Raw genomic sequence first — 21,482 nt, 5'->3', positions numbered from 1 at the left:
CATCATCTCGGCAATTCGGTGATGGCTCGGATATGGCGAGAACACCGGGTGGCAAAGGCAGGCTGCGATCCCTGCTGCACGATGAAGCCGTGCCCGGCGTCATCCTCATGCTGTGCGCGGCGCTGGCCATGGTGCTGGCCAACTCGCCATGGGCGGCAGCGTACCATCACGCGCTGCACGATCCGCTGCCACGGACACCCGTGGCCAAGCTCGACAGCCTGCACCTGTGGATCAACGACGGCCTGATGGCGGTGTTCTTCTTCGTCGTCGGGCTCGAGATCAAGCGCGAGGTCATCGCCGGCAATCTGTCCGATCCGGCCGGGCGCCGGATGCCGGTGATCGCCGCTGTGGCCGGCATGATCGGTCCTGCCGCGCTCTACATCGCCATCGCCGGCGGGCAACCGGAACTGCTGCGCGGCTGGGCGATCCCCGTGGCGACCGACATCGCCTTTGCCACCGGGGTGCTGGCGCTGGCCGGGCGCCATCTGCCGCCGTCGCTGCGGCTGTTCCTGCTGACGCTGGCGATCGTCGACGATCTGGGCGCGGTTACGGTGATCGCGGTGTTCTATACCGCCGCGTTGCACCTGCCCTGGCTGATCGCAGCGGGCGTGATCCTCGGCGCGATGATCGCGCTGAACTGCTGCGGCGTGCGGCGGCGCTGGCCGTATCTGCTGCTGGCCGCCATGCTATGGCTGGCCGTGCTCCACTCGGGGGTCCACGCCACGGTGGCGGGTGTGCTGGCGGCGCTGACCATCCCGATGAAGCTCGATAACCGGGGCAACAGCCCGCTGCTGCGGCTGGAACATGCGCTGACCGGGCCGAGCGCGTTCGTCATCGTGCCCGTGTTCGGCTTTGCCAATGCCGGCGTTGCGCTGGGCAGCGGCGCAGCGGGTGCCGCAGCGGTGCTGCCGGTGGCGGTTGCGGCGGGCTTGGTCGTGGGCAAGCAGGCGGGCATCATCGCCAGCATCTTCGTGGCGGAACGGTTCGGCATCGCCCCGCGCCCGGCGGGAACTACCTGGCTGCAGCTGTGGGGCATGGCGCTGCTGTGCGGCATCGGCTTCACCATGAGCCTGTTCATCGGCGGACTGGCGTTTCCCGGAGCGCCCCAGCTGGCCGAGGAAGCCAAGATCGGCATCGTGGCCGGATCGCTGATTTCGGCGATCCTGGGCTTTGGCGTGTTGCGGTTCTCGCCCCGCCGCCCAAGCAACTGATTAATCTCGATATCGATGCAACCAAGCGCGATTGATCGATGAATCCGAACAGTCAGTCCCGCAAATTGCGCGAAACAAGTGCCGCTGTCAGGCGTATTTGCCGCACATTCACCTGAGCGAGGGAGCCCAACCATGTCCGGCGACAATTCCAAGACCGCCCTGATCGACAGCCTCAACGGCCTGCTGGCCGATCATTTCGCGCTGTATCTCAAGACCAAGAACTTTCACTGGCACGTGCGCGGGCCGCAGTTCCACGACCTGCACCTGCTGTTCGACGAGCAGGCCACCGAGATTTTCGCGCTGACCGACATCTTGGCCGAACGCGTGCGCAAGAACGGCGGCGATACGCTGACCTCGATCGGCGCAGTGGGCGCCAAAAGCACGATCAAGGACGACGATCGCCGTGGGCTCGACGCGACGAAGATGGTCAAGGCCCTGCACGACGACAACGCGACGCTGGTCGAGGCGACCCGCACGGTCAAGGCGGCAGCGACCGCAGCGGGCGACAACGCCACCGAGGGCATGGCCGACGACTGGACCGACCAGGCCGAACGCCGCGTGTGGTTCCTCTCGCAGATCCTGCTGTAACGCCGGACCTACAACGTTCCGCTCGCCTTGAGGCCGATGCCGCCGGGGCGGGCGGAAAATCCCATGTCGAGCAACGGCGTGCTGACTTCCACCGGCAAGCCCGACAGCACGAGTTCGGCGGTGTAGCGGCCGTCGCCCTCGATGCGCAGGAACAGGCGCTCCATACCCGACGGCCCGGTCATCGGCACGTACAGCGCGCCTTTGTCGCAGCGCGCCTTGCCCGTCATCGCCACGTTGGCCGGCATGAGCGGGCTGATCGAGGCGAGCGTGAGCGTGACCAGGCCATCGGCGGCGCTGCAGCGCCCGCCATCCTGATCCAGCCGGAAATCGGCAAACCCGATGGACGTGAGCGGCAGGCCGCCTGCCGCATCGCCGAGCGGCAAGGTGCCGTTGACCTCGCGCAGCCGTAGCCAGCCAGATCCACCGGAAAGCCGCGCGCTGAACGGATCGCCCGCACTGGCCGGACGGCGGAGCCACAGCTCGCTTCGGCCGATCAGCAGCGGCAGCGGACGCAACCCCGCGTCCAGCGTGCCGATCGGCAATGAGCCAGCGCGCGCATCGACGATCCGTCCCGACCACACGGTGCCCTCTGCAGCGCGCGCGGAGATTTCGGCACCACCTGCCGCCGCCCAGCCCAGCGCAACGCGCAGCGGGAACAGCACCACCAGCGACAAAAGCACCAGCGCCGCGATCGCCAGCCGGGTCCGCCCGGACAGCCGCGCGTCGCGCAGGAATATCCAGCGCTCGATCACGGAACGCTCCATCACTGGCCAGCCCGGCGCAACGTGGCGTTGACCGCAACCGAGCCATCCGCCGCCGGGGTCATCGCCAGGCTGTCGAGCACAATGCCCTGATTTCCGAGCGCATCCAGCCAGGCCAGCGCCGCGTTCGGCCGCGCCACGGGCACGACCACCAGCGTCTGATCGTTGCCACGCGGCTGGTTCGACTGGAGCACGAAGCCCGCCGCTTCCGCGCTGGCGGCAACCTGCTGATCGACCGGGCCGCGCGCCTGCACCGCCTTGCGCGCGGGCGCCTTGAGCGCATCGAGCTGGGCCAGCAGCCGAGCGCTGCCCTCTGCCGTATCGGCATGCCGATCTGCCGCTGCATCATAGGCCCCGCCGACCGGCAGCACGATACCGTAGACGAGCACCACCGCCGCCGTCAGCAAGCCGGCCACGCCAACCAGCCACCGCTCACGCTCCGATAGCGCGCGAAACCACAGGGCCAACCGCGCGATCATGGCGCGCGCAAGGTGATGGCTGCGACCGTGGCGCCGGTCGGGTCGGGCGCGAGTTCGGGCGGTACGGTCACCTGCCAGCCATCGTGCTGCAACGCGATCAGCAGCGCGTTGACATCATCGGCGCGCGGCGCAGCGGCGGTGAACCGCAATGTGCCGTCGCTGGTATAGCCCATGTCGCGCAGGCGGATCGAGGGCACCGGCCGCATCGCCGCCAGCAGCGCGGCAGCGGGCGACGCGAAGCCGGCGCCATCGTCGCCGCGCCGCGCCAGTTGCGCCGAGGCCATCTGCTCGGCCGAAGCCAGGTCGGTCGCGGCAGGAAAGCGCTGCTGCGCCGCCGCCAGCGCCGCTGCCTCGCGCGAGGAGGAGTCGGCGTTCCAGCGGATGATCCACACCAGCATCAGCGTCAGCGCGAGCAACGCGGCGATCGCCGTCATGCGCGCCAGCTGGCCCCAGTCCGCCGTGCGAAAGTATGAAACGCGGCGCGGGGCATACGGTCCCTGCCGCAAGTCCAGCGGCGGCGCGCGGTGCAGCGCCAGCAGCGCGTGCGCCAGTTCGCCTTCGCCGATTTCGCGCGCAGGCATGTCGCCGGCAATCGCCTCGACCAGCGCCGGCTCGCCGGCAAACGCGGCGTCGCGGGTGCGGGCCAGCACGTAGCCGTCGAGTTCGCCGGTCACCACCCCGTCGGCCGACGGGGGCAGCGCCAGCGCAGCGGGAACCAGCGCCGCCGGATCGATCCCGGCGGCGGCGAGCGACGCCAGCCAGGCGTCCATGTCGGCCTTGGCCACCACGCTCGACAGCAGCCGCGTACCGCCCTCTGCCGCAGCCACGGCGACATGGCGCGACTGGGCGGCGGCTCCCTCTCCCGTCAACGTCAGCCGTTCAGCCGCCATCGCCTGCGCCGGGGGCATGGCGGACATCGCCCGGTCGCGCACCGGCGCAAGGGCAGCGGGCACCAGGCAGGTGACGCGCCCGGCATCGCCCGGCAGCAGGTCGCGATCGTCCGCCGGATCGAACCTCCACGGCGCTCCCAGCGCCCCGTTGTCCACGTTCCGGCAGATCCAGACGCCGCCGGGGATCGCGGGCAGCGAAACCAGCAGGCCATTGTCGCGCAAGGGATCGGGAACGGCGGGCACGGTCTGGGATCAGTTCTTCTGCGCGTAGATATCGGCGTCAAGGTCGCTGCCGCCGGGCTTGCCATCCGCGCCGAGCGAGAACACCTCGAACGGACGGTTCGACCGGCCCGGCACCGCATACTGGTACGGGTGGCCCCAGGGATCGTTGGGAATGTCTTTCACATAACCCCCGGCGCGATAGCTTTCTGGCACCGGCAGGTTGGCGGGTGGCGATTTCAGCGCGCCCAACCCCTCGCCTTGTCCGGGATACGTGCCGATATCGAGCCGGTAGGTTTCCATCGCGCTTTCCAGGCTGGCAATGTCGGTACGCGCCTTGACCACGCGCGCCTTGTCGCCTGCCGGGATCACGTTGAGCGCGACCACGGTGGCGAGCAGACCGATGATGAACAGCACCACCATCAGTTCCACCAGCGAGAAACCGTTGGCTGGGCGGGGCACGGGACGTTTGGCATTGCGGGTCATCGGTTACAGTCCAACCAGGTTCTGAAGCTGCAGGATGGGCAGCAGGATCGCAAGGATGATCAGCGCAACCATCGTGCCCATGACGATGATGATCGCGGGCTCGAGCAGCGCCATCGCGGCGGTGGTGAAGCTTTCGAACTCGCGCTCGAGATAGTCGGCGGCGCGTTCGAGCATGGTGCCGAGCTGTCCCGCCGCCTCGCCGCTGGCGGACAGGTACACCAGCAGCGGCGGGAAGCTTTCCGCCTCGCGCAGCGCGGTCGACAGTGATCCGCCCGCGCGGACTTTCTCCGACACCACCTGAAGCGCGGCGCGCTGCACGGTGTTGGACACCGTCCGCGTCGCCAGTCGCAAGCCATCGACCAGCGGCAGGCGCGCCTCGATCATCGTCGCCAGCGTCCGCGCCAGACTGGCGGCGTGGATATCGCGGATCAGCCGGCCGATGAACGGCACCCGCAGCAGCAGGGCGTCGAACCGCAGGCGGAAGGCGGAATGGGACAATGCGCGCACGAACAGCAGGATGCCCAGCGCGAGCAACAGCAGAACCGCCCACCACCACTGCGCGAGAAACTGCGACAGCGCGATCACCACCCGCGTCAGCAAGGGCAGTTGCCGGCTGGCGTTGTCGAACTGTTCGACCACGCGCGGCACGACCGAGACCATCAGCCCGGTGACCACCGCGATGGCGACGAAGCTGAGCACGATCGGATAGGCGAGCGCGGCGATGATCTTGCCGCGCACTTGCGCCTGTCGCTCCAGCAGGTCGGCCAGCCGGTTGGCGATGGTCGGCAGGCTGCCCGAATTCTCCCCGGCGGCGATCATCGCACGGAAGATCGGCGGAAAACTCGGCTCCTCGCGCCGCATCGCCTCGGCCAGCGGCAGGCCTTCGACGATCCCGGCATGGACATTGGCCAGGATCGCCCGCGCGCGCGGCTTTTCGGTCTGGCGCGAAATCGTGCGCAGCGTTTCTTCCAGCGGGCTGACGACCATCAGCGAGGCCAGCTGGCGGGTGAACAGCGCCAGCTGCTTGGACGACAGGCGCGGCGCGAACAGCGCGATCCCGCTGGTCGAGACCGAGGCCCTGCGCGCCGATGTCGCAGCGTCGGGCGCGATCCGCACGACGTGCCATTCGCGCGCGGCGAGCCGTTCCGACGCCTGCCGCTCGCCCGGTGCTTCGATCGCGCCGCGCCGCTCGTTGCCCTTGGGATCGATGGCAAGGTAGGAAAACCGCGCCATCAGCCGACCTGCCCACCGGGGAATTCGTCCGCAGTGCGGTCCTCGCGGCGGGTGATGCGCACCGCTTCCTCGGGCGTGGTTTCGCCCGCCAGCACCAGTTCCCGCGCCGCTTGCGCCAGGCTGGGCGCATCGCGGAAGGCGTGCGCGGCCATGTCCGCCTCGTTGGCGTTGTCATGAATCATCGCGCGGATCTTGTCGTCCACGCGCAGCGCCTCGAACACGCCGATGCGGCCGGCATAGCCGGTTTGCGAGCATACCCCACAGCCGCGCACCGCCTGCACCACGGTGCCCGGCGCGATGCCGAGCATTTCGGCCGCTGCCGCCTCGATCGGACGCGCCTCGCGACAGGACCGGCACAGCCGCCGGACCAGCCGCTGCGCGATCACCGCGCGCAAGGTCGAGGCGAGCAGGAACGGTTCCACCCCCATGTCGCGCATCCGGGTGATCGCACCGGCGGCATCGTTGGTGTGCACGGTGGACAGCACGAGGTGCCCGGTGAGCGACGCCTGCACCGCGATCTCGGCGGTTTCGCGGTCGCGGATTTCGCCGACCATCACCACGTCGGGATCCTGCCGCAGGATCGCGCGAAGCCCGGCGGCGAAGCTTAAGCCGACCTTGGGATTGACCTGCGTCTGCCCGATCCCGTCCACGGCATATTCGACCGGGTCTTCCACCGTGAGGATATTGCGCGCGCCATCGTTGAGCTGGCGCAGCGCGGCATAGAGCGTGGTGGTCTTGCCCGATCCGGTCGGTCCGGTGACCAGCACGATACCGTTGGGTTCCGCCAGGGCGCGTTGCAGAACCGCCTCGGTGCGGCCGTCGAGCCCGAGATGCGCCAGATCCAGCCCGGCGTTCTCCTTGTCGAGCAGGCGCATCACCACGCGCTCGCCCGCGCGGCTGGGTAGCGTGGAGACGCGCACATCGACCAGCTTGCCGCCCAGGCTCAGCCCGATGCGCCCGTCCTGCGGCACGCGCCGCTCGGCAATGTCGAGCCGCGCCATCACCTTGATCCGGCTGACCAGAACGGGCGCGACATGCGGCGGCATCCGCAGCTTTTCCGACAGCACCCCGTCGATCCGCATCCGCACCACCAGCGCCTGTTCGTACGGCTCGATGTGGATGTCGGACACGCCTTGGCGCAGGCTTTCGGCGATCAGCCCGTTGATCAGGCGGATCGCCGGGGCATCGTCGGCACTGTCGAGCAAGTCTTCGGCAGTGGGCAGGCCGAGCGCCAGCGGATCGAGCCCGTCGCCCGCGATACCCATGTCGCCTGCGACGGCGGCGGCGGCGCCATCGACCGAATAGATTTCGCCCAGCAGCCGCTCGAACGCGGGGGCATCGACGCGTTCAATCGCAAGCGGGCGGCCGATGCGGCGGCGCAATTCGAGCAGTTCCAGCGGATCGGCCCCGTCGCGCATCGCCAGGCGCGCCGGTTGGGCCGCATCGCCGCTCTCGGCATCGAGCAGCAGGAACCCCGCATCGCGCGCGAACAGGTAGGGGATCGTCGGGACCGACACGAGAGCAGCGGGCGATGCCACGCTCAGGGCATCCGCCAGCACGACGTCGGGCGTCAGGCTCACCGCGTGCGGCGCCGGCCGGTCGCTTGCCACCGCCAGCGGCAAATCGGCCCCGGCCTGATCGCGGCGCAGCGGCATCGGATCAGGGCTTCGGTGCCGCGCCGGGCGAGGGCGGCGGGGAAGCGGTATCGAGCGGCGCAAGATCGAGCTGCGACGGCGCGGCGTGCGGCGCGATGACTGTATCGGTCGTCGCGGCGGCGGGCGCCTGCGGCAGCGCGGCGCCCATGTAATCGACGATCAGGTCGTCGATGGTCGGCTCCTGCTTGGGATCATAACCGACTTGCGCGTTGCGGATCACACCATAGCGCCGCGCGGTCAGCGCCTCGCGATCGGCAGCGCTGCGCAAAATGGTGGGGCGGATAAACACCATCAGGTTGGTCTTCACCCGGCTTTTCCCGCGCGACTTGAACAGTTCGCCCAGCACCGGAATATCGCCCAGCAGCGGCACTTTCTCGATCGTCCGCCGCTCGTTGTCATCAAGCAACCCGCCCAGCACCACGATCTCGCCGTCGCCCACGGTCACCGTGGTCTTGATCTCGCGCTTGTTGATGATCAGTTCGCTGAAATTGTTCGACACCGGCCCGGCGATCGAGCTGACTTCCTGGCGCAAATCCAGCCGCACTTCGTTGCCCGCGTTGATCTGCGGCGTCACATCCAGCTCGATGCCCACGTTCTGGCGCTGGATGGTGCGGAAGGTGTTCTGGAAGTTGTTCGACAGCGCCTCGCCGGTCGACACCGGGATCTCCTGCCCGAACAGGATCGAGGCCGGCACGTTGTTGTTGGTGGTGATGTGCGGCGTGGACAGGATGTTGGAATTGCTGTCCGACTGCACCGCGTTGATGATCGCGCCCAGCACCGCATTGCCGCCCAGCGAGGTGGCGAACCCGGTGAACGCCCCGCGCGCGCCCTGAATCGCGCTGACCGCGTTCTGGCGCAGCAAATCACCGGTGGCGCTGTTGGTCGATGTGGTGACGGTGGCGCCGTTGATGACGGTGGTGGTCTGGTCCAGCCTGTTGGCCAGCACGCCGCCCGCCACATCGACGATGTTGGGCGATGCGTTGGAGAAATTGGTGGCGAGGAACGGCACGTTCTTGCCGCCGAGCAGGAACTGCACGCCGAGCGACCGCGCGACGTTGTCGGAAATCTCGACGATGATCGCTTCGACCAGCACCTGATCCTGGCGCAAGTCGAGCTGGCGGATCAGTTCGGTCAGGCGCCGCTGTTCATCGGCCGGGGCGGCGATGATCACCGCGTTCGCGCCGGGATAGCGCGTGATCGTGGCGGTGCCGCGCCCGCCCGAAAGCTGGATCGCGCCGCTGCCCAACCCGCCGCTGCCGCCCGCGCTGGCCCCGCCGCCGGTCGTGGCGGTAACGGTCGAGCCGCTCGACGTGGACGTGCCGCCCTGCCCGTTCCCGCCACTGCTGCCGCCGACCCCGCCAAGCGACACCGGTGCGGGCGAGCCCGAGGCGACTTCGCTGCCGCCCTGCCCGCCGACCAGCCGTTCCAGCACGGGCACGAGCACCGCGGCATCGGCATAGTCGAGCCACACGACCTTGATCTCGCCGCCTGTCGCCGCGCGGGCATCGAGTTCGCGCGCGATGGCGGCCAGGCGCGCCAGCGTGGCCGGTTCGCCGCGCAGCAGGATCGCGTTAGAGCTGTCCACCGCGACCACCGTCGCCAGCGTGCGCCCGCCGTCTGCCCCGGCAGGAACCAGTTGCGACAAGGCGGTGGCGATCTCGCGCGCGCCGGCATGGCTGAGCAGCACGGTCTGGGTCGAGGCGGCCGAACCCGCGCCGTCGATCTGCGCCAGCAGCTGCCGTATCCGGCGCAAATTGTCGGCGTAATCGACGATGACCAGCGAATTGCCCGCCTTGTTGGCGGTGATCGCGCCTTCCTTGCTGATCAGCGGGCGCAGCGTATCCACCGCCTGCGTTGCGTCGATCGCATGGAGGCGCACGACTTCGGTCACCATCTGGTTGCGGGCGGCACCCCGGCTGCCGACGCGCGTGGGCTGCGTTGCCGCGCCTTCGGCCGGCTGGATGCGGAACGCGCCGTTGCCGGTGGGGACCGCGACCAGCCCGTTGGCGCGCAAGGTCGAGAGGAACACCTCGAAATATTCCGAGCGGGTCAGCGGACGGTCGCTGACGACGCTGACTTTGCCCTGCACCCGCCCATCGACGATGAAAGTGCGCCCGGTGACTTCGGCGGCATCCTCCACGAACGCGCGGACATCCGCCTCGCGCGCGTTCAGCGTGTATTGCGCGTGCGCCACCTGTGGCACGGCAAGCGCCAGCACCGCAGCGAGCGCGAAGGTCGAGGCAAAAGGGGTTCGTCGCAGGATCATGGGGCCAATGTTATCGCAAGAGGAAGCTGCTGGTCGCCACGGCGAACGGTCACCGAAACGGCGCTGCCGGGGCGCAGCGCGGCTGCCAGCGTAGCGCTGTCGCCCGCGCCGGTCACCGATTTGCCGTTGACGTTGGTAATGATGTCACCCGGCTGGAAACCCGCCGCGCGAAAGGCGGAGCCATCGGCGCCGGGCTGCACTTCCAGCCCGACCACTTTGCCGCCTTCGGCATGCGGCCCGAAGTTGATGCCCTGCCGCGCCGCATCGACGGTCAGGCCGCCAGATGCTCCGGCGGAAGGCGGAGAAAGTCCGCCCGCTCCGGCAACCGGGTTCGCCACCGGATTGGCCGCGACGACCGACTGCGCGCTGGGCACGTTCTTGGACTGGTCGAGATAAAGCAGTTCGCTCGCCCCGTTGCGGGTGAAAGCCACGTGATCGAATGCGACGCCGCTGAGGAGCACCCCGGGCATCACTTCGGACCCGACGCGATAGACTTTCTGCACGCCGTCCGCCCCGGCGATGATCGCGCTGCCGCCACCGCCGGGCGTGCTGCGCGTGCCGAACAATGTGACCGCAAGCGACGTCACTGTGCCCGACGATGCCTGCGCCACCACCGGATGATCGCGGTTGAACGGATCGAACCCCGCGAACAGCGCCGACCGCAGCGCGGGCGCCATCGTGCGCGCCGACGACGGATGCCACGCACCGAGCGGCGCCAACGGGGTCAGCACCGCCCAGACCAGCGCAGCCGCCAGCACGGCGATCGCGGCGGCCAGCGTCCACCACAGCACGTCATGCAGGGTGGGCAACGCCAGGCGGTTGCCGGGTATCATCAAACGCTGCCGCTCGAATCGCACTCGCGCGCGTCCTCCTCGTTGCCCTGCCATAGCGGTTGCACCTGTCTTGCAGAAGACTCTGGTCTTACAAAAGGGCCGTGCGTTTCAAATGGGTTAGGCTGTTCAAACAATTGCCGCACCGCGCCAGTGCGTATGCGATCAATCCTTTTTGGTATGTTCGTCCAGCGCTTCCTTGGCCGCCTGCCCCATCGCCGTGCAGGTGGCCATGTTGTCCTTGATGAAGCTGTTGGTTGCGGCTTTGTCGTCGCCGGTGATCGTCTTGGTGAACACGCCCATCAGGTCGGTGACGTCCTGCTTCACTTTTTCGATATTGCCGTCGCCCTCTAGCGTGGCGACGACCATCAGCGACGATGCGCGATCCGAAAAGGCATCGGCGTCCGCCTTGTGCGCGGCGGCATCGTCGCCCACGCCCATCACTTGCGAGACCAGCAGGTTGAACGCCGCGCAATGCGTGAGGTCGCGATAGGTGAAGCCCGGCGCATCGGCCGCTTGCGCCGGTATCGCGAACGTCGCCTGCGCCAGCAACATCGCGGCGGCGACAAGCATCGATCGTTGAAACTTCATGGCAAATGTACCCCCCGAACTAACGCGTCTGCAGTTGCGGATAGCCTCCGCGCCAATACTGCCGAGTACATTGCCCGGTCGATCCCTGCCCAAGCGTCGATGAAAAGGCCGCCGCTGTCCATCGCTTTCTGGCGCCGCGCGCTGCTGAGACGCTGGCAGGAGGCCGGGTCACAGCGGCAATTCCGGCTGCCCGGCGGGGGGTGTTTCGTCGTCAGGCAGGTCGCCTTCGTCGAGCGCGGACAGCGTCAGCCCCATCAGCCGAACCGGTTGCGGCAAGGGCAGCACGGCATCGAGCAGCTCGCGCGACATCGCGGCGAATTCGTCTTTCGACGTGATCGGCCGCACCGCCGAGCGGGCACGGCTCATTGGCGAGAAATCGATGTATTTGAGCTTGAGCGTCACCGTGCGGCCATGCGCCTCGCTGCGTTCGATCCGGTCCCAGACAATGTCGATGATCCGTTCGAGCGCCTCGCGCAGCGCGGGGCCGGTCGACAGATCGCGATCGAACGTGCGCTCGCCACCCACCGACTTGCGCGGCCGGTCGGCACGGACCCGGCGCAAATCGATCCCGCGCGCCGCGCGATAGAGGTATTCCGCCATGCTGCCGAAGTGCGCTTGCAGGAACGGCAGGTCCTTCAGCGCCAGGTCCGCGCCGGTCTCGATGCCGAGCGCGGCCATGCGTTCCGCCCCGCGCGGGCCGATCCCGTGGAACCGTCGTACCGGCAGTTGCGCCACGAACGCTGCGCCCTCTCCCGGGCGGATGATGCACAGGCCATCGGGCTTGTTCTGGTCGCTGGCCAGCTTGGCGAGGAACTTGTTGTACGATACGCCCGCGCTGGCGGTCAGCCCGGTGTCCGCCCTGATCCGGGCGCGGATCAGTTCGGCGATGCGCGTGGCGGACCCGATGCCGAGGATGTCGTCGGTGACGTCGAGATAAGCCTCGTCGAGCGACAGCGGCTCCACATGCGGCGTGTAGTCGTGGAAGATCGCGCGGATCTGACCCGAGACGTGCTTGTACACATCGAAGCGCGGCTTGCAGAACACCAGCGCCGGGCACAGCCGGATCGCCTTGGCCGATGCCATGGCGGAGCGGACGCCGAACACCCGCGCCTCATAGCTGGCCGCCGCCACCACCCCGCGATCGCTCGAACCGCCCACCGCCACCGGCCGCCCGCGCAGCGACGGATCGTCGCGCTGCTCCACGCTGGCGTAGAACGCATCCATGTCGACATGGATGATCTTGCGGATGCCGGTGCCGGTGCCGGTGCCGCTGTCGTCCTCTCCGCTATCATCGGGTGTCGCATCCATGGACAAGTGCTAGCCTATTTTGCATTGCAGCAGAAATGGCCGTGAATCCCGTTCCGGCCGATTCTAAGGCGATCCATGACCACCATGAACCCTCCCGCGCCCTCGGCGCGCAACGTCGGCACGGCCGAGTTCGTGGCGATGATGGCGATGCTGATGGCGCTGCAGGCGCTGGCGATCGACGCGATGCTGCCAGCGCTGGGCCAGATTGCGCACGATCTGGGCGTGTCCGATCCCAACCGGCGGCAACTGGTGGTGGGCGTGTTCCTGTTCTGCGCAGGCATCGGCGCGCTCGTGCCCGGCTCACTGGCCGACCGTTACGGGCGCCGTCCGGTGCTGTTGTGCAGCCTGGGCCTGTACGTCGTGCTGTCGATCGGCTGCGCGCTGGCCCGCGATTTCACCGCTTTGCTGGAGCTGCGCGCGGCGCAGGCGATCAGCAGCGCGGGGCTGTCGGTGCTGCCGTCGGCGATCATCCGCGACCGGTTCGCGGGTGATCGCATGGCGCGGACGCTGTCGACCATCTCGGTCGTGTTCATGTTCGTGCCGATGATCGCGCCAAGCCTGGGCCAGCTGGTCCTGCTGTTTGCCGGATGGCGCTGGATTTTCGTGATGCTGGCGGGGCTGGCATCGGTCGTGGGCGTGTGGACCTGGCACCGGCTGGATGAAACGCTGCACCCCGAATACCGCCAGCCGATCGAGCCAAAGGCGATCTTCGGCAACATGCTGGCCGCCGCGACCAACCGCGCCGCGTTCGGCTACGTGATCGGCGGTGCGCTCGTGTTCGGGGGGATGTTCGGTTATATCAACAGTTCGCAGCAGCTGGTTGCCGAACATTTCGGCGCGGGCACGATGTTTCCGCTGCTGTTCGGCGCAACGGCCCTGTCGATGGCGCTGGCCAGCTTCCTCAATTCACGCATCGTCGAACGGTTCGGCGCGCGGCGCGTGTCGCACAGCGCGCTGCTGGGGTTCATCGGGTTGAGCGCGCTCCAGCTGTTCCTCGCCACGCGTCCGCACCAGACGCTGTGGCAGTTCATGCCGGTGATGGGCGGCTCGATGTGCCTGATCGGTTTCGTCGGGGCCAACTTCGGCTCGATCTCGCTGCAGCCGTTCGCGCGAATCGCCGGGGCGGCGGCGTCGGTCCAGGCGTTCCTGCGCATGGTGATCGGCGCGGGGCTTGGCATCATCGTCGGCCAGTCGTTCGACGGCACCGCGCGCCCGCTGGCTCTGGCGCTGCTGGGCTGCGGCATCGTCACCCTGCTGCTGGTGCTGTTCAGCGAACACGGCGTATTGTTCCGCAGGCTCTATCCGCCCGGCGCTGCGCGTCCCGCTGCCTGAATCAAGCGCAGCAGCTCAGGCGGCGCGGGAAAGGGACGCCAGCACGCGATGTGCCGGTTGCGGCCGGCCGAAGTGGTAGCCCTGCATCAGCCGGACCCCCAACGCCCGCGCGGTAGCGGCCTGCGCCTCGTTCTCGATCCCTTCGATCGTACAATCGAGCCCAAGCTGCCACGCCAGGTTGAGGATCGTTCCGGCAATGGCGCGCGCGCCGGGATCGGTGGCCATCGCGCGCGACAGGCCCTGGTCGATCTTGAGCATGTCGAGCGGCAGCTTGTGGATGTGGGCAAGGCTGGCCCAGCCCGCCCCGAAATCGTCGAGCGCAATGCGGAAACCGGCGGCGCGGAAGGCGGCCAGCTGTTCGGTCGTCCGCGCGGGATCGATCAGCAGCGCGCTTTCGGTCACTTCCAGCACGATCGACTGGGTCGGCGCGCCCGCGTCGGCGACGATCTGGGCCAGGACATCGACCGTGCCTTCGCGCAACACATCGCGCGGGGCCAGATTGATCGCCAGCGTGCGACCGTGTTCCCAGGCACGGCATTCATCCAGCGCGCGGGCCAGCACGATCCGCGTCAGTTCGCCGGTGCGCCCGGTCGCCTCGGCCAGTTCCATGAAGCGGCCCGGCGCCAGCCAGCGGCGGCCATCGGGCGACCAGCGGGCAAAGGCTTCGAAGCCGACGATCGTGCCTTCGCCGTCGGTATCGATGATCGGCTGGTAGAGCAGGCGCACGCGCCGCTCGAGCTCGCAGTCGTGGAACTGGCGGGTGATCGCGGTCCGTTCTTCCAGCGCGCGTTCGTCGGCCGCGGTAAAGATCGCACTGGCGCCGTCGCCGAGGTCCTTGGCCTTGTACAGCGCAGCGTCGGCCCGTTCGAGGCACTCGCTCACGTTGAGGCCCTTGGTCATGCCAAGCCCGGTCGAGGCGGTCAGGCGCAAGTTGACGCCCTTGTGGTCGATCGGCTCGCGCATCTTGTCTGAAACCTGGGCCAGAATCGCCCGGGCTGCATCCAGGTCGTGCTTGCCGTCCAGCAACAGCGCGAACTCGTCGCCGCCAAGGCGGCCGAACGTGCTGATCGCGGGATCGCCGCTGAGCCGCGTGGCGACCGCTTTCAGCACGGTGTCGCCGGCGGCATGGCCGTACGTGTCGTTGATGTGCTTGAACCCGTCGAGATCGAGCAACACCAGCCATGGCGATCGCGCTGCACTCTGGCTCACCGCGTTTTCGAGCTGCGCCAGGATCGCGCGGCGGTTGAGCGCCCCGGTCAGCGGATCGATCGTGGCCAGCAGGCGGTTGGCCTCCGACATTCGCGCCGCCTTGGCCGTGCGGCGTTCCAGCTTGTGCTTGGCGCGCTCCAGCCGGATGAAATCGCGATGGTGACCATCGGTGATCGCCACCAGCAGGAACGTCATCACGAACTGGACCAGCACCACCTGCACCGCGTTGGAATGGCCGTGGGTGAGGAACGTCCAGCTGGTCGGCACAATCACCGCCGCGCCGATCGCCAGCGATGTGAACGGCGACTGGCCGATACCCAGGATGCTGATGCAGCAAGTGATGGCCACGATGTAGTGGACCAGGCTTTTGTGGGATTCGCCGCCGTAGGGATACAGCGCCATCACCCAACTCACGAGCAGCAGCGCCATCCCGGCACCGACCATGCTCAGCATCTGCAGGTCCCTGACCACCCGCTCCCGCGGCCGATGGCGCACGAACACCGGCAGCCAGTAGAGCAGCCGCTGCATGATCACCATCGTCAGCATCAGCGGGGCGGTCACGGTCAGGAAACGAGGCGCAACGCCCGAAAACCGGCCAGACAGGATGCCGATGTTGAACAGGACCACGCCGTAGACCAAGGGCAGGCGGTGCGACAGCAGGCCCGCGAAAGCATCGGTCAGTGCATCGTCCCACTTGGGTGCCAGGCGACGGACGAGACGATGCCAGGCAGGCCGGTATGGCCGGTTCCTGCCCGGTTTGCGTCCGACAGCCGATGCAGTCTCGATCCCCATGCGCCCCGGGTTAGCCGGTCGCGGTAAACCGGGCGTTAAGCGCAGGTGTCAAAACTTCAAAAATTACACGGGGTTGTCTTTGCGTACCTGACTATTCTGTAAGGGCCGCCACCAGCAGCTTGACCTTCTTCTGACGCCACTGTGGCAAAGGCGCGACCAGCCAGTAGCTGCGACGGCCGGCACAGCCCGTTCCGACCGCGATGACCGACCCGTTCGCCAGGCTGGCTTGCGCCAACAGCGCGGGCACGCGCGCCTTGCCCAGGCCCGCCACCGCCGCGCTGATCGCGGTCCCGGCGTCGCCGACCGAAAAGCCGGCTTCCACGCCCTGCCCGTCGGGACAGGAATCCCCCGGCCAGCCGATCCACGGCGCATCCTCGCCCGCGCCCGGGGCCGCCACGGTAACCAGATCGGTGGTGCCCAGCGGCAGGCCTTCCAGTTCGCCCGGTCCCTCGGCCCAGCGCACCGCCAGATCGAGGTTGGCTTCGGTGAAATCGGCATCGCCGTCGCCGCCGACGAGTGCGAAGCGCATGTGCTCGTTGCCGGCCCGGAACGCGGCAAGGCGCGGCGACAGCCACGCCGCGAAGAAATCTCGCGGGCAGGCGATGGTATAGACATGGCTCGACTGCCCCGCCTGGATCGCCTGCACGCCTTCCTCGAAGCGCAGGAACCCTTCGCGCACCGCGTCGAGCCCGCTGCTGGCTTCGTCGGTGAGTTCCAGCCCTTTGGGCGTGCGGCGGAACAGAACCACGCCCAGCAGGTCTTCCAGCGCGCGGATCTGCTGGCCGACGGCCGCCGGGGTCACGGCCAGTTCGTCGGCCGCGCGGGTGAAGGACAAGTGCCGCGCCGCTGCATCGAGCACGCGCAAGCCATTGAGCGGCAGGTGGGTCCGCTTCATGTGGTCAGGTCCCTCGCGCTCAGTCGGCGGTGGCGGGTGCGGCGAGCGGGAAGAACGGTATCGAAACCTCGAACAGCGAACCGTCGGCGCGTTGCATGGTGTAGTGCCCTTCCATGCTGCCGTGCGGTGTGCCGAGCGGACAACCCGATACGTAATCGTGTGCTTCGCCCGGGCGCAGCAGCGGCTGTTCGCCGACCACGCCGTCGCCATCGACGAAGTTGACCATTCCGCGGCCATCGGTGATCCGCCAGTGCCGCGTGATCAGCTGCACCGGCTGATCCGATCCGTTCTCGATCCGGATGTGATAGACCCAGAACCACTTGCCCGCATCCACCCGCGATTGTTCGGGCAGATAGTTGACCGCAACGCGCACGGTGACGCCGTCCGTGATGGCGGCATGCTGGAAAAGCGCTTTCATGATGATGAAGTTACCGCGAAACGGTGCCCGTTCCAATGGCAGAATCGATCATTTGCCGAACCGGTCGCCGATTTCGGTGCTTGCCGTGGCTGTGCCGTCGTCCCACATCGCCGCCATGCACATCCGCGAACCCGCGATCCTCTGCGCCGTTCGCGCGCATGGCGAACACGGCGCGGTGGTGCGCATGCTGACTGCGGGACACGGCCTGGTCGCCGCCTATGTTGCTGGCGCGCGTGGCCGCCAATTGCGCCCCGTGCTGGTCCCCGGCAACATTCTGGCGGCGGAAATCCATGTGCGCAGCGATCACCAGCTGCCGTCCGCCCGAGTCGAACTGGAACAAAGCCGCGGGCCCTGGCTGGGCGAACCGCTGGCCAATGCCGCGATCGGCTGGTCGAGCGCGCTGACCGCATCGACGCTGCCCGAGGGCCATCCCTACCCCGCGCTCCACTCCGCGCTCGGCGCGCTGCTCGACGCGATCTGCCATGCGCCATCGGCACGCGGCTGGGCAGGCGCGCTGGTCGCCTACGAGGCGCTGCTGCTGCGCGAACTGGGCTATTCGCGCGCGTCCGCCGCCCCACCGCCGGGCGAGGACTGGCCGCTGCTGCTGGCACGGCTCGACCGGCAGGGCATCGCGATCAGCACCCACCTGCTTGCCGATCGCCAGCGCGATGTTATGGCGGCGCGCGCGATCCTGATGGATCGGCTCAGGCGAATTTCCGGGGAATGAGACGGACATGAAGATTGCGGTTCTACCGGGCGACGGCATCGGCCCCGAAGTGACGCGCGAAGCGGTTCGCGTGATCGAGGCGCTGCACCTGCCCGGACTTGAAATGGCGGACGCACCGGTCGGCGGTGCCGCCTACAAGCAGCACGGCCATCCGCTTCCCGCCGCCACGCTCGACCTCGCGCGCGGTTCAGACGCGATCCTGTTCGGCGCAGTCGGCGATCCCGATTGCGATTCGCTGGAACGCGCGCTGCGCCCCGAACAGGCGATCCTGGGCTTGCGCCGCGAACTGACGCTGTTCGCCAACTTGCGCCCGGCCAGGATGTTCGCAGGGCTGGAGGATGCTTCCGGGCTCAAGCCCGAAATCGCGCGCGCGATCGACCTGGTCATCGTGCGCGAACTCAACGGCGACGTCTATTTCGGCGAAAAGGGCATGCGCACCACCGCCGATGGCCGCCGCGAAGGCTATGACGTGATGTCGTACGCTGAAGACGAGGTGCGCCGAATCGCGCACGTCGCCTTCCGCGCGGCGCAGGGCCGGGCCAAGCGCGTGTGTTCGGTCGACAAGGCCAACGTGCTGGAAACCTCGCAGCTGTGGCGCGACGTGGTGATCGAGACCGCGCGCGAATACCCCGACGTGGCGCTGGAGCATATGTACGTGGACAACGCCGCAATGCAGCTGGTGCGCAATCCCGGCCAGTTCGACGTGGTCGTCACCGGCAACCTGTTCGGCGATATCCTGTCGGATCAGGCGAGCATGTGCGTCGGTTCGATCGGGATGCTCGCGTCCGCCTCGCTGGGCGAGCGGCAGACCGCGTTCGGCACGTTCGGGCTGTACGAACCGATCCACGGCAGCGCGCCGGACATCGCCGGCAAGGGGCTGGCCAACCCGATGGCGACGATCCTGTCGGCGGCAATGCTGCTGCGCCATTCGCTCGGGCTGGAGGGACAGGCGGCGCGGATCGAAGCGGCGGTCGGGCGGGCGTTGGCCGACGGAATCCGCGGCGGCGACCTTGGCGGGCAGCATGGCACGGCGGAAATAGGTGACGCGGTGCTCGCAAGACTGTAAGGGCGCGCCCTTCATGATCCAGCTTGCCGTCATCCTCCCCACGCTCAACGAGCGCGCGAACATCGTCCCGGTCGTGGCGCGGCTCGATGCCGCGCTGGCCGGCCTCGCGTGGGAAGCCATCTTCGTCGACGACAACAGCCAGGATGGCACCGCCGACGAAATCCGCCGCGTATCGCAGGACGATCCGCGCATCCGCGTGATCCAGCGGATCGGCCGGCGCGGTCTTGCCTCCGCCGCGATCGAGGGGATGCTGGCCACCGCCGCGCCGCTGGTCGCGGTGATGGACGCCGATCTGCAGCACGATCCGGCGCTGATTCCCGAAATGTACGCCGCCGTTGCGGGCGGCGAATTCGACATCGCGGTCGCCTCGCGTTTTGCCGAAGGCGCCAGCATGGTCGACTGGAACCAGCCGCAGCGGGAAAAGGCCTCGGGCTTTGCCAATGCGCTGGCGCGCAAGGTCACCGGCGTCGAACTGACCGATCCGATGAGCGGGTTCTTCCTGCTGCGCACCGAAACCCTGCGCGCCGATGCGCCGCGCCTGTCGGGCGTGGGCTTCAAGATCCTGCTCGACATCATGGCCACGGTCGACGCGCCGCTCAGGGTCAAGGAATTCCCGCTGGCGTTCGCCGCGCGCACCGAGGGCGAAAGCAAGCTCGACCAGACGATCGCGTTCGAATTCCTGGTCGGACTGTACGACAAGTGGCTGGGCCGGATCATCCCGACCCGGTTCGCGCTGTTCGGCACGATCGGCGCGATCGGCGTGGTGGTGCACATGATCGTGCTGGCCACGGTGCTGCACATTCTGGGCGCCGATTTTGCGTTCAACCGCTATTCGAAGGAAGTCGCCTTCGTCATCGGCCAGACCAGCGCGGCGATGGTCGCGATGACCTTCAACTTCGTGCTCAACAACGAGCTGACCTATTCGGACAAACGCCTGCGCGGCACGCTGCCGTTGCTGAAAGGCTGGGCCAGATTCGCGCTGACCTGCTCGGTCGGGCTGCTCGCCAACGTCGGCGCCGCCGCCGCGCTGGTGCGAATGGGCATGCACGAATATCCCGCCGCGATCGTGGGCATCGTGATCGGTTCGGTGTGGAATTACGCGCTCTCGTCGCGGTTCGTGTGGGGCCGGTACTAGCGGGCGCCGGGCCCTACCTGAACGACATCCAGGCCTACCTGAACCACACCCACGCGGGCGTTCGCTATCGCCAGCTGTCCAGCCACGTGTACGTCTCGAACGAATTGCGGCCGTCGTGCAGGATGGCGGCCGAGATGATCGGGTAGAACCACACGAACATCCCCACGCTCATCGCCAGCGCGATCTTGCCCGGCCAGCGGATCGCCAGGTCCCACCACTCGCCCAGCACCAGCGCCAGAGCGGCCATCGCGAAAGTGCTGGCGAGCATGTAGTGGTAATAGAACTGCACCGGCTTGCCGTTCAGCGCCCAGAACACCAGCGACAGCGCATAGAACAGCGCCACGCCACCGCGCAGTTGCCACAGCGATCCGTTGCGGCGGATGCCGTCCCACAGGCACAGCAGGACGGCCGGCAGCGCCGCGAGCATCGAGAACGGATTGCCCAGCATCAGCACGCCGCGCTGCGCCCCGTCCGACTGCTCATAAAAGAACCAGATCGGGCGCAAGTTGAACACCCACTGCCACCACTGACTCATGTAGTGGTGCGGTTTGACCACGCTGTCCTGCAACTGGAGCATGTAGCGCTGGAATTCGAGCATGCCGCCCAGCGTCATCGGCTGGACCTTGTAGAAGAACATCGGCGCGAAGCTGGCGAAGTACACCAGCAGCGGCACCGACCCGAGCCAGAACGCCGCCTCCAGCAGCGATACCCCCGGCACCGGCCCGGCATCGCGCGCAGTCAGCAGCTGCGCCCTGCGGCCCTTGAGCGCGATCCAGCGTTGCGCTGCGAACAGCAAGCCGGGCGTCACCACCAGGGGAATGCCGTTCCACTTGGCCGACAGCGACAGGCCCAGGAACACCCCGGCGAGCGCCAGGTGCAGGCGGGCGCGCGCAGGCCTGTCCGCACCGATGCGCCACGCCAGCGCCCATTGCCAGAACGCCACCGCCAGCATCGCCGCCATCGCCATGTCGAGCATCGCGATGCGCGAGATCATGAACCACACGAAGTCGGTCGCCAGGAACACCCCGAACAGCAGCGTCGCCTGGCGCGAAAGGCTGGCCCACCACAGCGCCCGCATCGCCGCGAACAGGCCCAGCGTGCCGAGCAGCGCCGACGGCAGCCGCCAGCCCCACGCGTTGTCGCCGACCAGCCCCATGCCGGTTGCGATCATCTCCTTGCCCAGCAGCGGGTGTTCGGGGTTGAGCCGGCTCGACAGCGCCAGCATGTTGCGCGCGGCGGGCAGGTAGTGAATCTCGTCGAACATCGGCTTGGACGGCAGGCCCAGCCGGTGCAGCACGATGATCAGGAACACCGCCGTCAGGCCTGCGCACCAGCGCAGCGGATCGCGGGACGGTTCGATGGTGAAAGGTCGCACGGTCATGGGCAGGCGC

20 protein-coding genes are annotated in these 21,482 nt (G+C 68.0%); 6 read left to right on the top strand and 14 right to left on the bottom strand.

Features of this window, described 5'->3' with window-relative positions:
* The first annotated feature begins 32 nt into the window (after positions 1-32).
* Complete coding sequence (gene nhaA / locus NL2_RS08680; RefSeq protein ID WP_068073784.1) at positions 33-1,211, top strand: Na+/H+ antiporter NhaA; 1,179 nt, start codon at positions 33-35, stop codon at positions 1,209-1,211.
* Between the two features lie 132 nt (positions 1,212-1,343).
* Entirely contained in the window at positions 1,344-1,799 is a 456-nt protein-coding gene (locus NL2_RS08675) for a Dps family protein (protein WP_068073782.1), read from the top strand.
* Positions 1,800-1,807: 8 nt separating this feature from the next.
* Here the strand turns inward: NL2_RS08675 and gspN are convergent, their stop codons facing one another.
* From gspN to dinB, 10 genes are all read right to left on the bottom strand, one after another.
* Complete coding sequence (gene gspN / locus NL2_RS08670) at positions 1,808-2,563, bottom strand: type II secretion system protein N (RefSeq protein WP_068073779.1); 756 nt, start codon at positions 2,561-2,563, stop codon at positions 1,808-1,810.
* A complete protein-coding gene (locus NL2_RS08665; RefSeq protein WP_068073777.1) occupies positions 2,563-3,039 on the bottom strand; it encodes a type II secretion system protein M in 477 nt (158 codons plus the stop codon). The genes gspN and NL2_RS08665 overlap by 1 nt, the downstream gene beginning before the upstream one ends.
* On the bottom strand, positions 3,036-4,172 hold the full coding sequence (gene gspL / locus NL2_RS08660) for a type II secretion system protein GspL (RefSeq protein WP_157083101.1): 1,137 nt from the start codon (positions 4,170-4,172) through the stop codon (positions 3,036-3,038). Before gspL ends, NL2_RS08665 begins: the two co-directional genes overlap by 4 nt.
* Before the next feature lie 9 nt (positions 4,173-4,181).
* The gene (gene gspG / locus NL2_RS08655; RefSeq protein WP_068073773.1) at positions 4,182-4,634 is read right to left on the bottom strand and encodes a type II secretion system major pseudopilin GspG; all 453 of its coding nucleotides are present in this window, start codon (positions 4,632-4,634) and stop codon (positions 4,182-4,184) included.
* A gap of 3 nt (positions 4,635-4,637) precedes the next feature.
* A complete protein-coding gene (gspF, locus tag NL2_RS08650; protein ID WP_068073771.1) occupies positions 4,638-5,867 on the bottom strand; it encodes a type II secretion system inner membrane protein GspF in 1,230 nt (409 codons plus the stop codon).
* Complete coding sequence (locus NL2_RS08645; protein ID WP_084355986.1) at positions 5,867-7,522, bottom strand: GspE/PulE family protein; 1,656 nt, start codon at positions 7,520-7,522, stop codon at positions 5,867-5,869. Before NL2_RS08645 ends, gspF begins: the two co-directional genes overlap by 1 nt.
* A gap of 4 nt (positions 7,523-7,526) precedes the next feature.
* On the bottom strand, positions 7,527-9,788 hold the full coding sequence (gene gspD / locus NL2_RS08640) for a type II secretion system secretin GspD (protein ID WP_068073769.1): 2,262 nt from the start codon (positions 9,786-9,788) through the stop codon (positions 7,527-7,529).
* Positions 9,785-10,621, bottom strand: coding sequence for a type II secretion system protein N (locus tag NL2_RS08635; RefSeq protein WP_068073767.1), 837 nt, complete (start codon positions 10,619-10,621; stop codon positions 9,785-9,787). Before NL2_RS08635 ends, gspD begins: the two co-directional genes overlap by 4 nt.
* 162 nt (positions 10,622-10,783) lie before the next feature.
* On the bottom strand, positions 10,784-11,209 hold the full coding sequence (locus tag NL2_RS08630; RefSeq protein ID WP_068073765.1) for a cyclin family protein: 426 nt from the start codon (positions 11,207-11,209) through the stop codon (positions 10,784-10,786).
* A 168-nt stretch (positions 11,210-11,377) separates the two neighbouring features.
* Entirely contained in the window at positions 11,378-12,517 is a 1,140-nt protein-coding gene (gene dinB / locus NL2_RS08625; protein WP_068073764.1) for a DNA polymerase IV, read from the bottom strand.
* A 75-nt stretch (positions 12,518-12,592) separates the two neighbouring features.
* Between dinB and NL2_RS08620 the strand changes: the two genes are divergently transcribed.
* Positions 12,593-13,849, top strand: a complete 1,257-nt coding sequence (locus NL2_RS08620) for a multidrug effflux MFS transporter (RefSeq protein WP_068073762.1) — start codon at positions 12,593-12,595, stop codon at positions 13,847-13,849.
* Between the two features lie 15 nt (positions 13,850-13,864).
* Here NL2_RS08620 and NL2_RS08615 read toward each other — a convergent pair whose 3' ends face one another.
* The 3 genes from NL2_RS08615 to apaG form a co-directional block, all read right to left on the bottom strand.
* Positions 13,865-15,850 carry a putative bifunctional diguanylate cyclase/phosphodiesterase gene (locus NL2_RS08615; protein ID WP_068073760.1) on the bottom strand — a complete coding sequence of 662 codons (1,986 nt, stop codon included), beginning with the start codon at positions 15,848-15,850 and terminating at the stop codon, positions 13,865-13,867.
* Positions 15,851-15,941: 91 nt separating this feature from the next.
* On the bottom strand, positions 15,942-16,745 hold the full coding sequence (locus NL2_RS08610) for a LysR family transcriptional regulator (RefSeq protein ID WP_068073758.1): 804 nt from the start codon (positions 16,743-16,745) through the stop codon (positions 15,942-15,944).
* Between the two features lie 19 nt (positions 16,746-16,764).
* Positions 16,765-17,163, bottom strand: a complete 399-nt coding sequence (apaG, locus tag NL2_RS08605; RefSeq protein ID WP_068073756.1) for a Co2+/Mg2+ efflux facilitator ApaG/CorD — start codon at positions 17,161-17,163, stop codon at positions 16,765-16,767.
* Positions 17,164-17,278: 115 nt separating this feature from the next.
* Between apaG and recO the strand changes: the two genes are divergently transcribed.
* The 3 genes from recO to NL2_RS08590 are packed head-to-tail and all read left to right on the top strand — an operon-like array spanning position 17,279 to position 20,091.
* Positions 17,279-17,890 (top strand): DNA repair protein RecO, encoded by a 612-nt coding sequence (gene recO, locus NL2_RS08600; protein WP_068073994.1) that lies wholly within the window; start codon positions 17,279-17,281, stop codon positions 17,888-17,890.
* Positions 17,891-17,897: 7 nt separating this feature from the next.
* On the top strand, positions 17,898-18,956 hold the full coding sequence (gene leuB / locus NL2_RS08595; protein ID WP_068073754.1) for a 3-isopropylmalate dehydrogenase: 1,059 nt from the start codon (positions 17,898-17,900) through the stop codon (positions 18,954-18,956).
* Positions 18,957-18,969: 13 nt separating this feature from the next.
* Positions 18,970-20,091, top strand: a complete 1,122-nt coding sequence (locus NL2_RS08590; protein WP_084355984.1) for a glycosyltransferase — start codon at positions 18,970-18,972, stop codon at positions 20,089-20,091.
* Positions 20,092-20,155: 64 nt separating this feature from the next.
* Here the strand turns inward: NL2_RS08590 and NL2_RS08585 are convergent, their stop codons facing one another.
* Positions 20,156-21,472: a phospholipid carrier-dependent glycosyltransferase gene (locus NL2_RS08585; protein WP_068073750.1), complete on the bottom strand. Its 1,317-nt coding sequence runs from the start codon at positions 21,470-21,472 to the stop codon at positions 20,156-20,158.
* Between the last annotated feature and the right edge of the window lie 10 nt (positions 21,473-21,482).

Origin of the sequence: Novosphingobium lentum NBRC 107847 (assembly GCF_001590965.1) — a bacterium.
In the GTDB taxonomy this organism is placed as follows: domain Bacteria; phylum Pseudomonadota; class Alphaproteobacteria; order Sphingomonadales; family Sphingomonadaceae; genus Novosphingobium; species Novosphingobium lentum.
Note: the sequence above shows the minus strand (reverse complement) of the source record. Positions and strands in the feature narration are given on the sequence as shown.

Excerpts from the sequence above, each read along its gene's own strand:
- nhaA (WP_068073784.1), top strand. The coding sequence starts at position 33 with ATGGCGAGAACACCGGGTGGCAAAGGCAGGCTGCGATCCCTGCTGCAC.
- NL2_RS08675 (WP_068073782.1), top strand. The coding sequence starts at position 1,344 with ATGTCCGGCGACAATTCCAAGACCGCCCTGATCGACAGCCTCAACGGC.
- gspN (WP_068073779.1), bottom strand. The coding sequence starts at position 2,563 with ATGGAGCGTTCCGTGATCGAGCGCTGGATATTCCTGCGCGACGCGCGG.
- NL2_RS08665 (WP_068073777.1), bottom strand. The coding sequence starts at position 3,039 with ATGATCGCGCGGTTGGCCCTGTGGTTTCGCGCGCTATCGGAGCGTGAG.
- gspG (WP_068073773.1), bottom strand. The coding sequence starts at position 4,634 with ATGACCCGCAATGCCAAACGTCCCGTGCCCCGCCCAGCCAACGGTTTC.
- gspF (WP_068073771.1), bottom strand. The coding sequence starts at position 5,867 with ATGGCGCGGTTTTCCTACCTTGCCATCGATCCCAAGGGCAACGAGCGG.
- NL2_RS08645 (WP_084355986.1), bottom strand. The coding sequence starts at position 7,522 with ATGCCGCTGCGCCGCGATCAGGCCGGGGCCGATTTGCCGCTGGCGGTG.
- gspD (WP_068073769.1), bottom strand. The coding sequence starts at position 9,788 with ATGATCCTGCGACGAACCCCTTTTGCCTCGACCTTCGCGCTCGCTGCG.
- NL2_RS08635 (WP_068073767.1), bottom strand. The coding sequence starts at position 10,621 with ATGATACCCGGCAACCGCCTGGCGTTGCCCACCCTGCATGACGTGCTG.
- NL2_RS08630 (WP_068073765.1), bottom strand. The coding sequence starts at position 11,209 with ATGAAGTTTCAACGATCGATGCTTGTCGCCGCCGCGATGTTGCTGGCG.
- dinB (WP_068073764.1), bottom strand. The coding sequence starts at position 12,517 with ATGGATGCGACACCCGATGATAGCGGAGAGGACGACAGCGGCACCGGC.
- NL2_RS08620 (WP_068073762.1), top strand. The coding sequence starts at position 12,593 with ATGACCACCATGAACCCTCCCGCGCCCTCGGCGCGCAACGTCGGCACG.
- NL2_RS08615 (WP_068073760.1), bottom strand. The coding sequence starts at position 15,850 with ATGGGGATCGAGACTGCATCGGCTGTCGGACGCAAACCGGGCAGGAAC.
- NL2_RS08610 (WP_068073758.1), bottom strand. The coding sequence starts at position 16,745 with ATGAAGCGGACCCACCTGCCGCTCAATGGCTTGCGCGTGCTCGATGCA.
- apaG (WP_068073756.1), bottom strand. The coding sequence starts at position 17,163 with ATGAAAGCGCTTTTCCAGCATGCCGCCATCACGGACGGCGTCACCGTG.
- recO (WP_068073994.1), top strand. The coding sequence starts at position 17,279 with ATGCACATCCGCGAACCCGCGATCCTCTGCGCCGTTCGCGCGCATGGC.
- leuB (WP_068073754.1), top strand. The coding sequence starts at position 17,898 with ATGAAGATTGCGGTTCTACCGGGCGACGGCATCGGCCCCGAAGTGACG.
- NL2_RS08590 (WP_084355984.1), top strand. The coding sequence starts at position 18,970 with ATGATCCAGCTTGCCGTCATCCTCCCCACGCTCAACGAGCGCGCGAAC.
- NL2_RS08585 (WP_068073750.1), bottom strand. The coding sequence starts at position 21,472 with ATGACCGTGCGACCTTTCACCATCGAACCGTCCCGCGATCCGCTGCGC.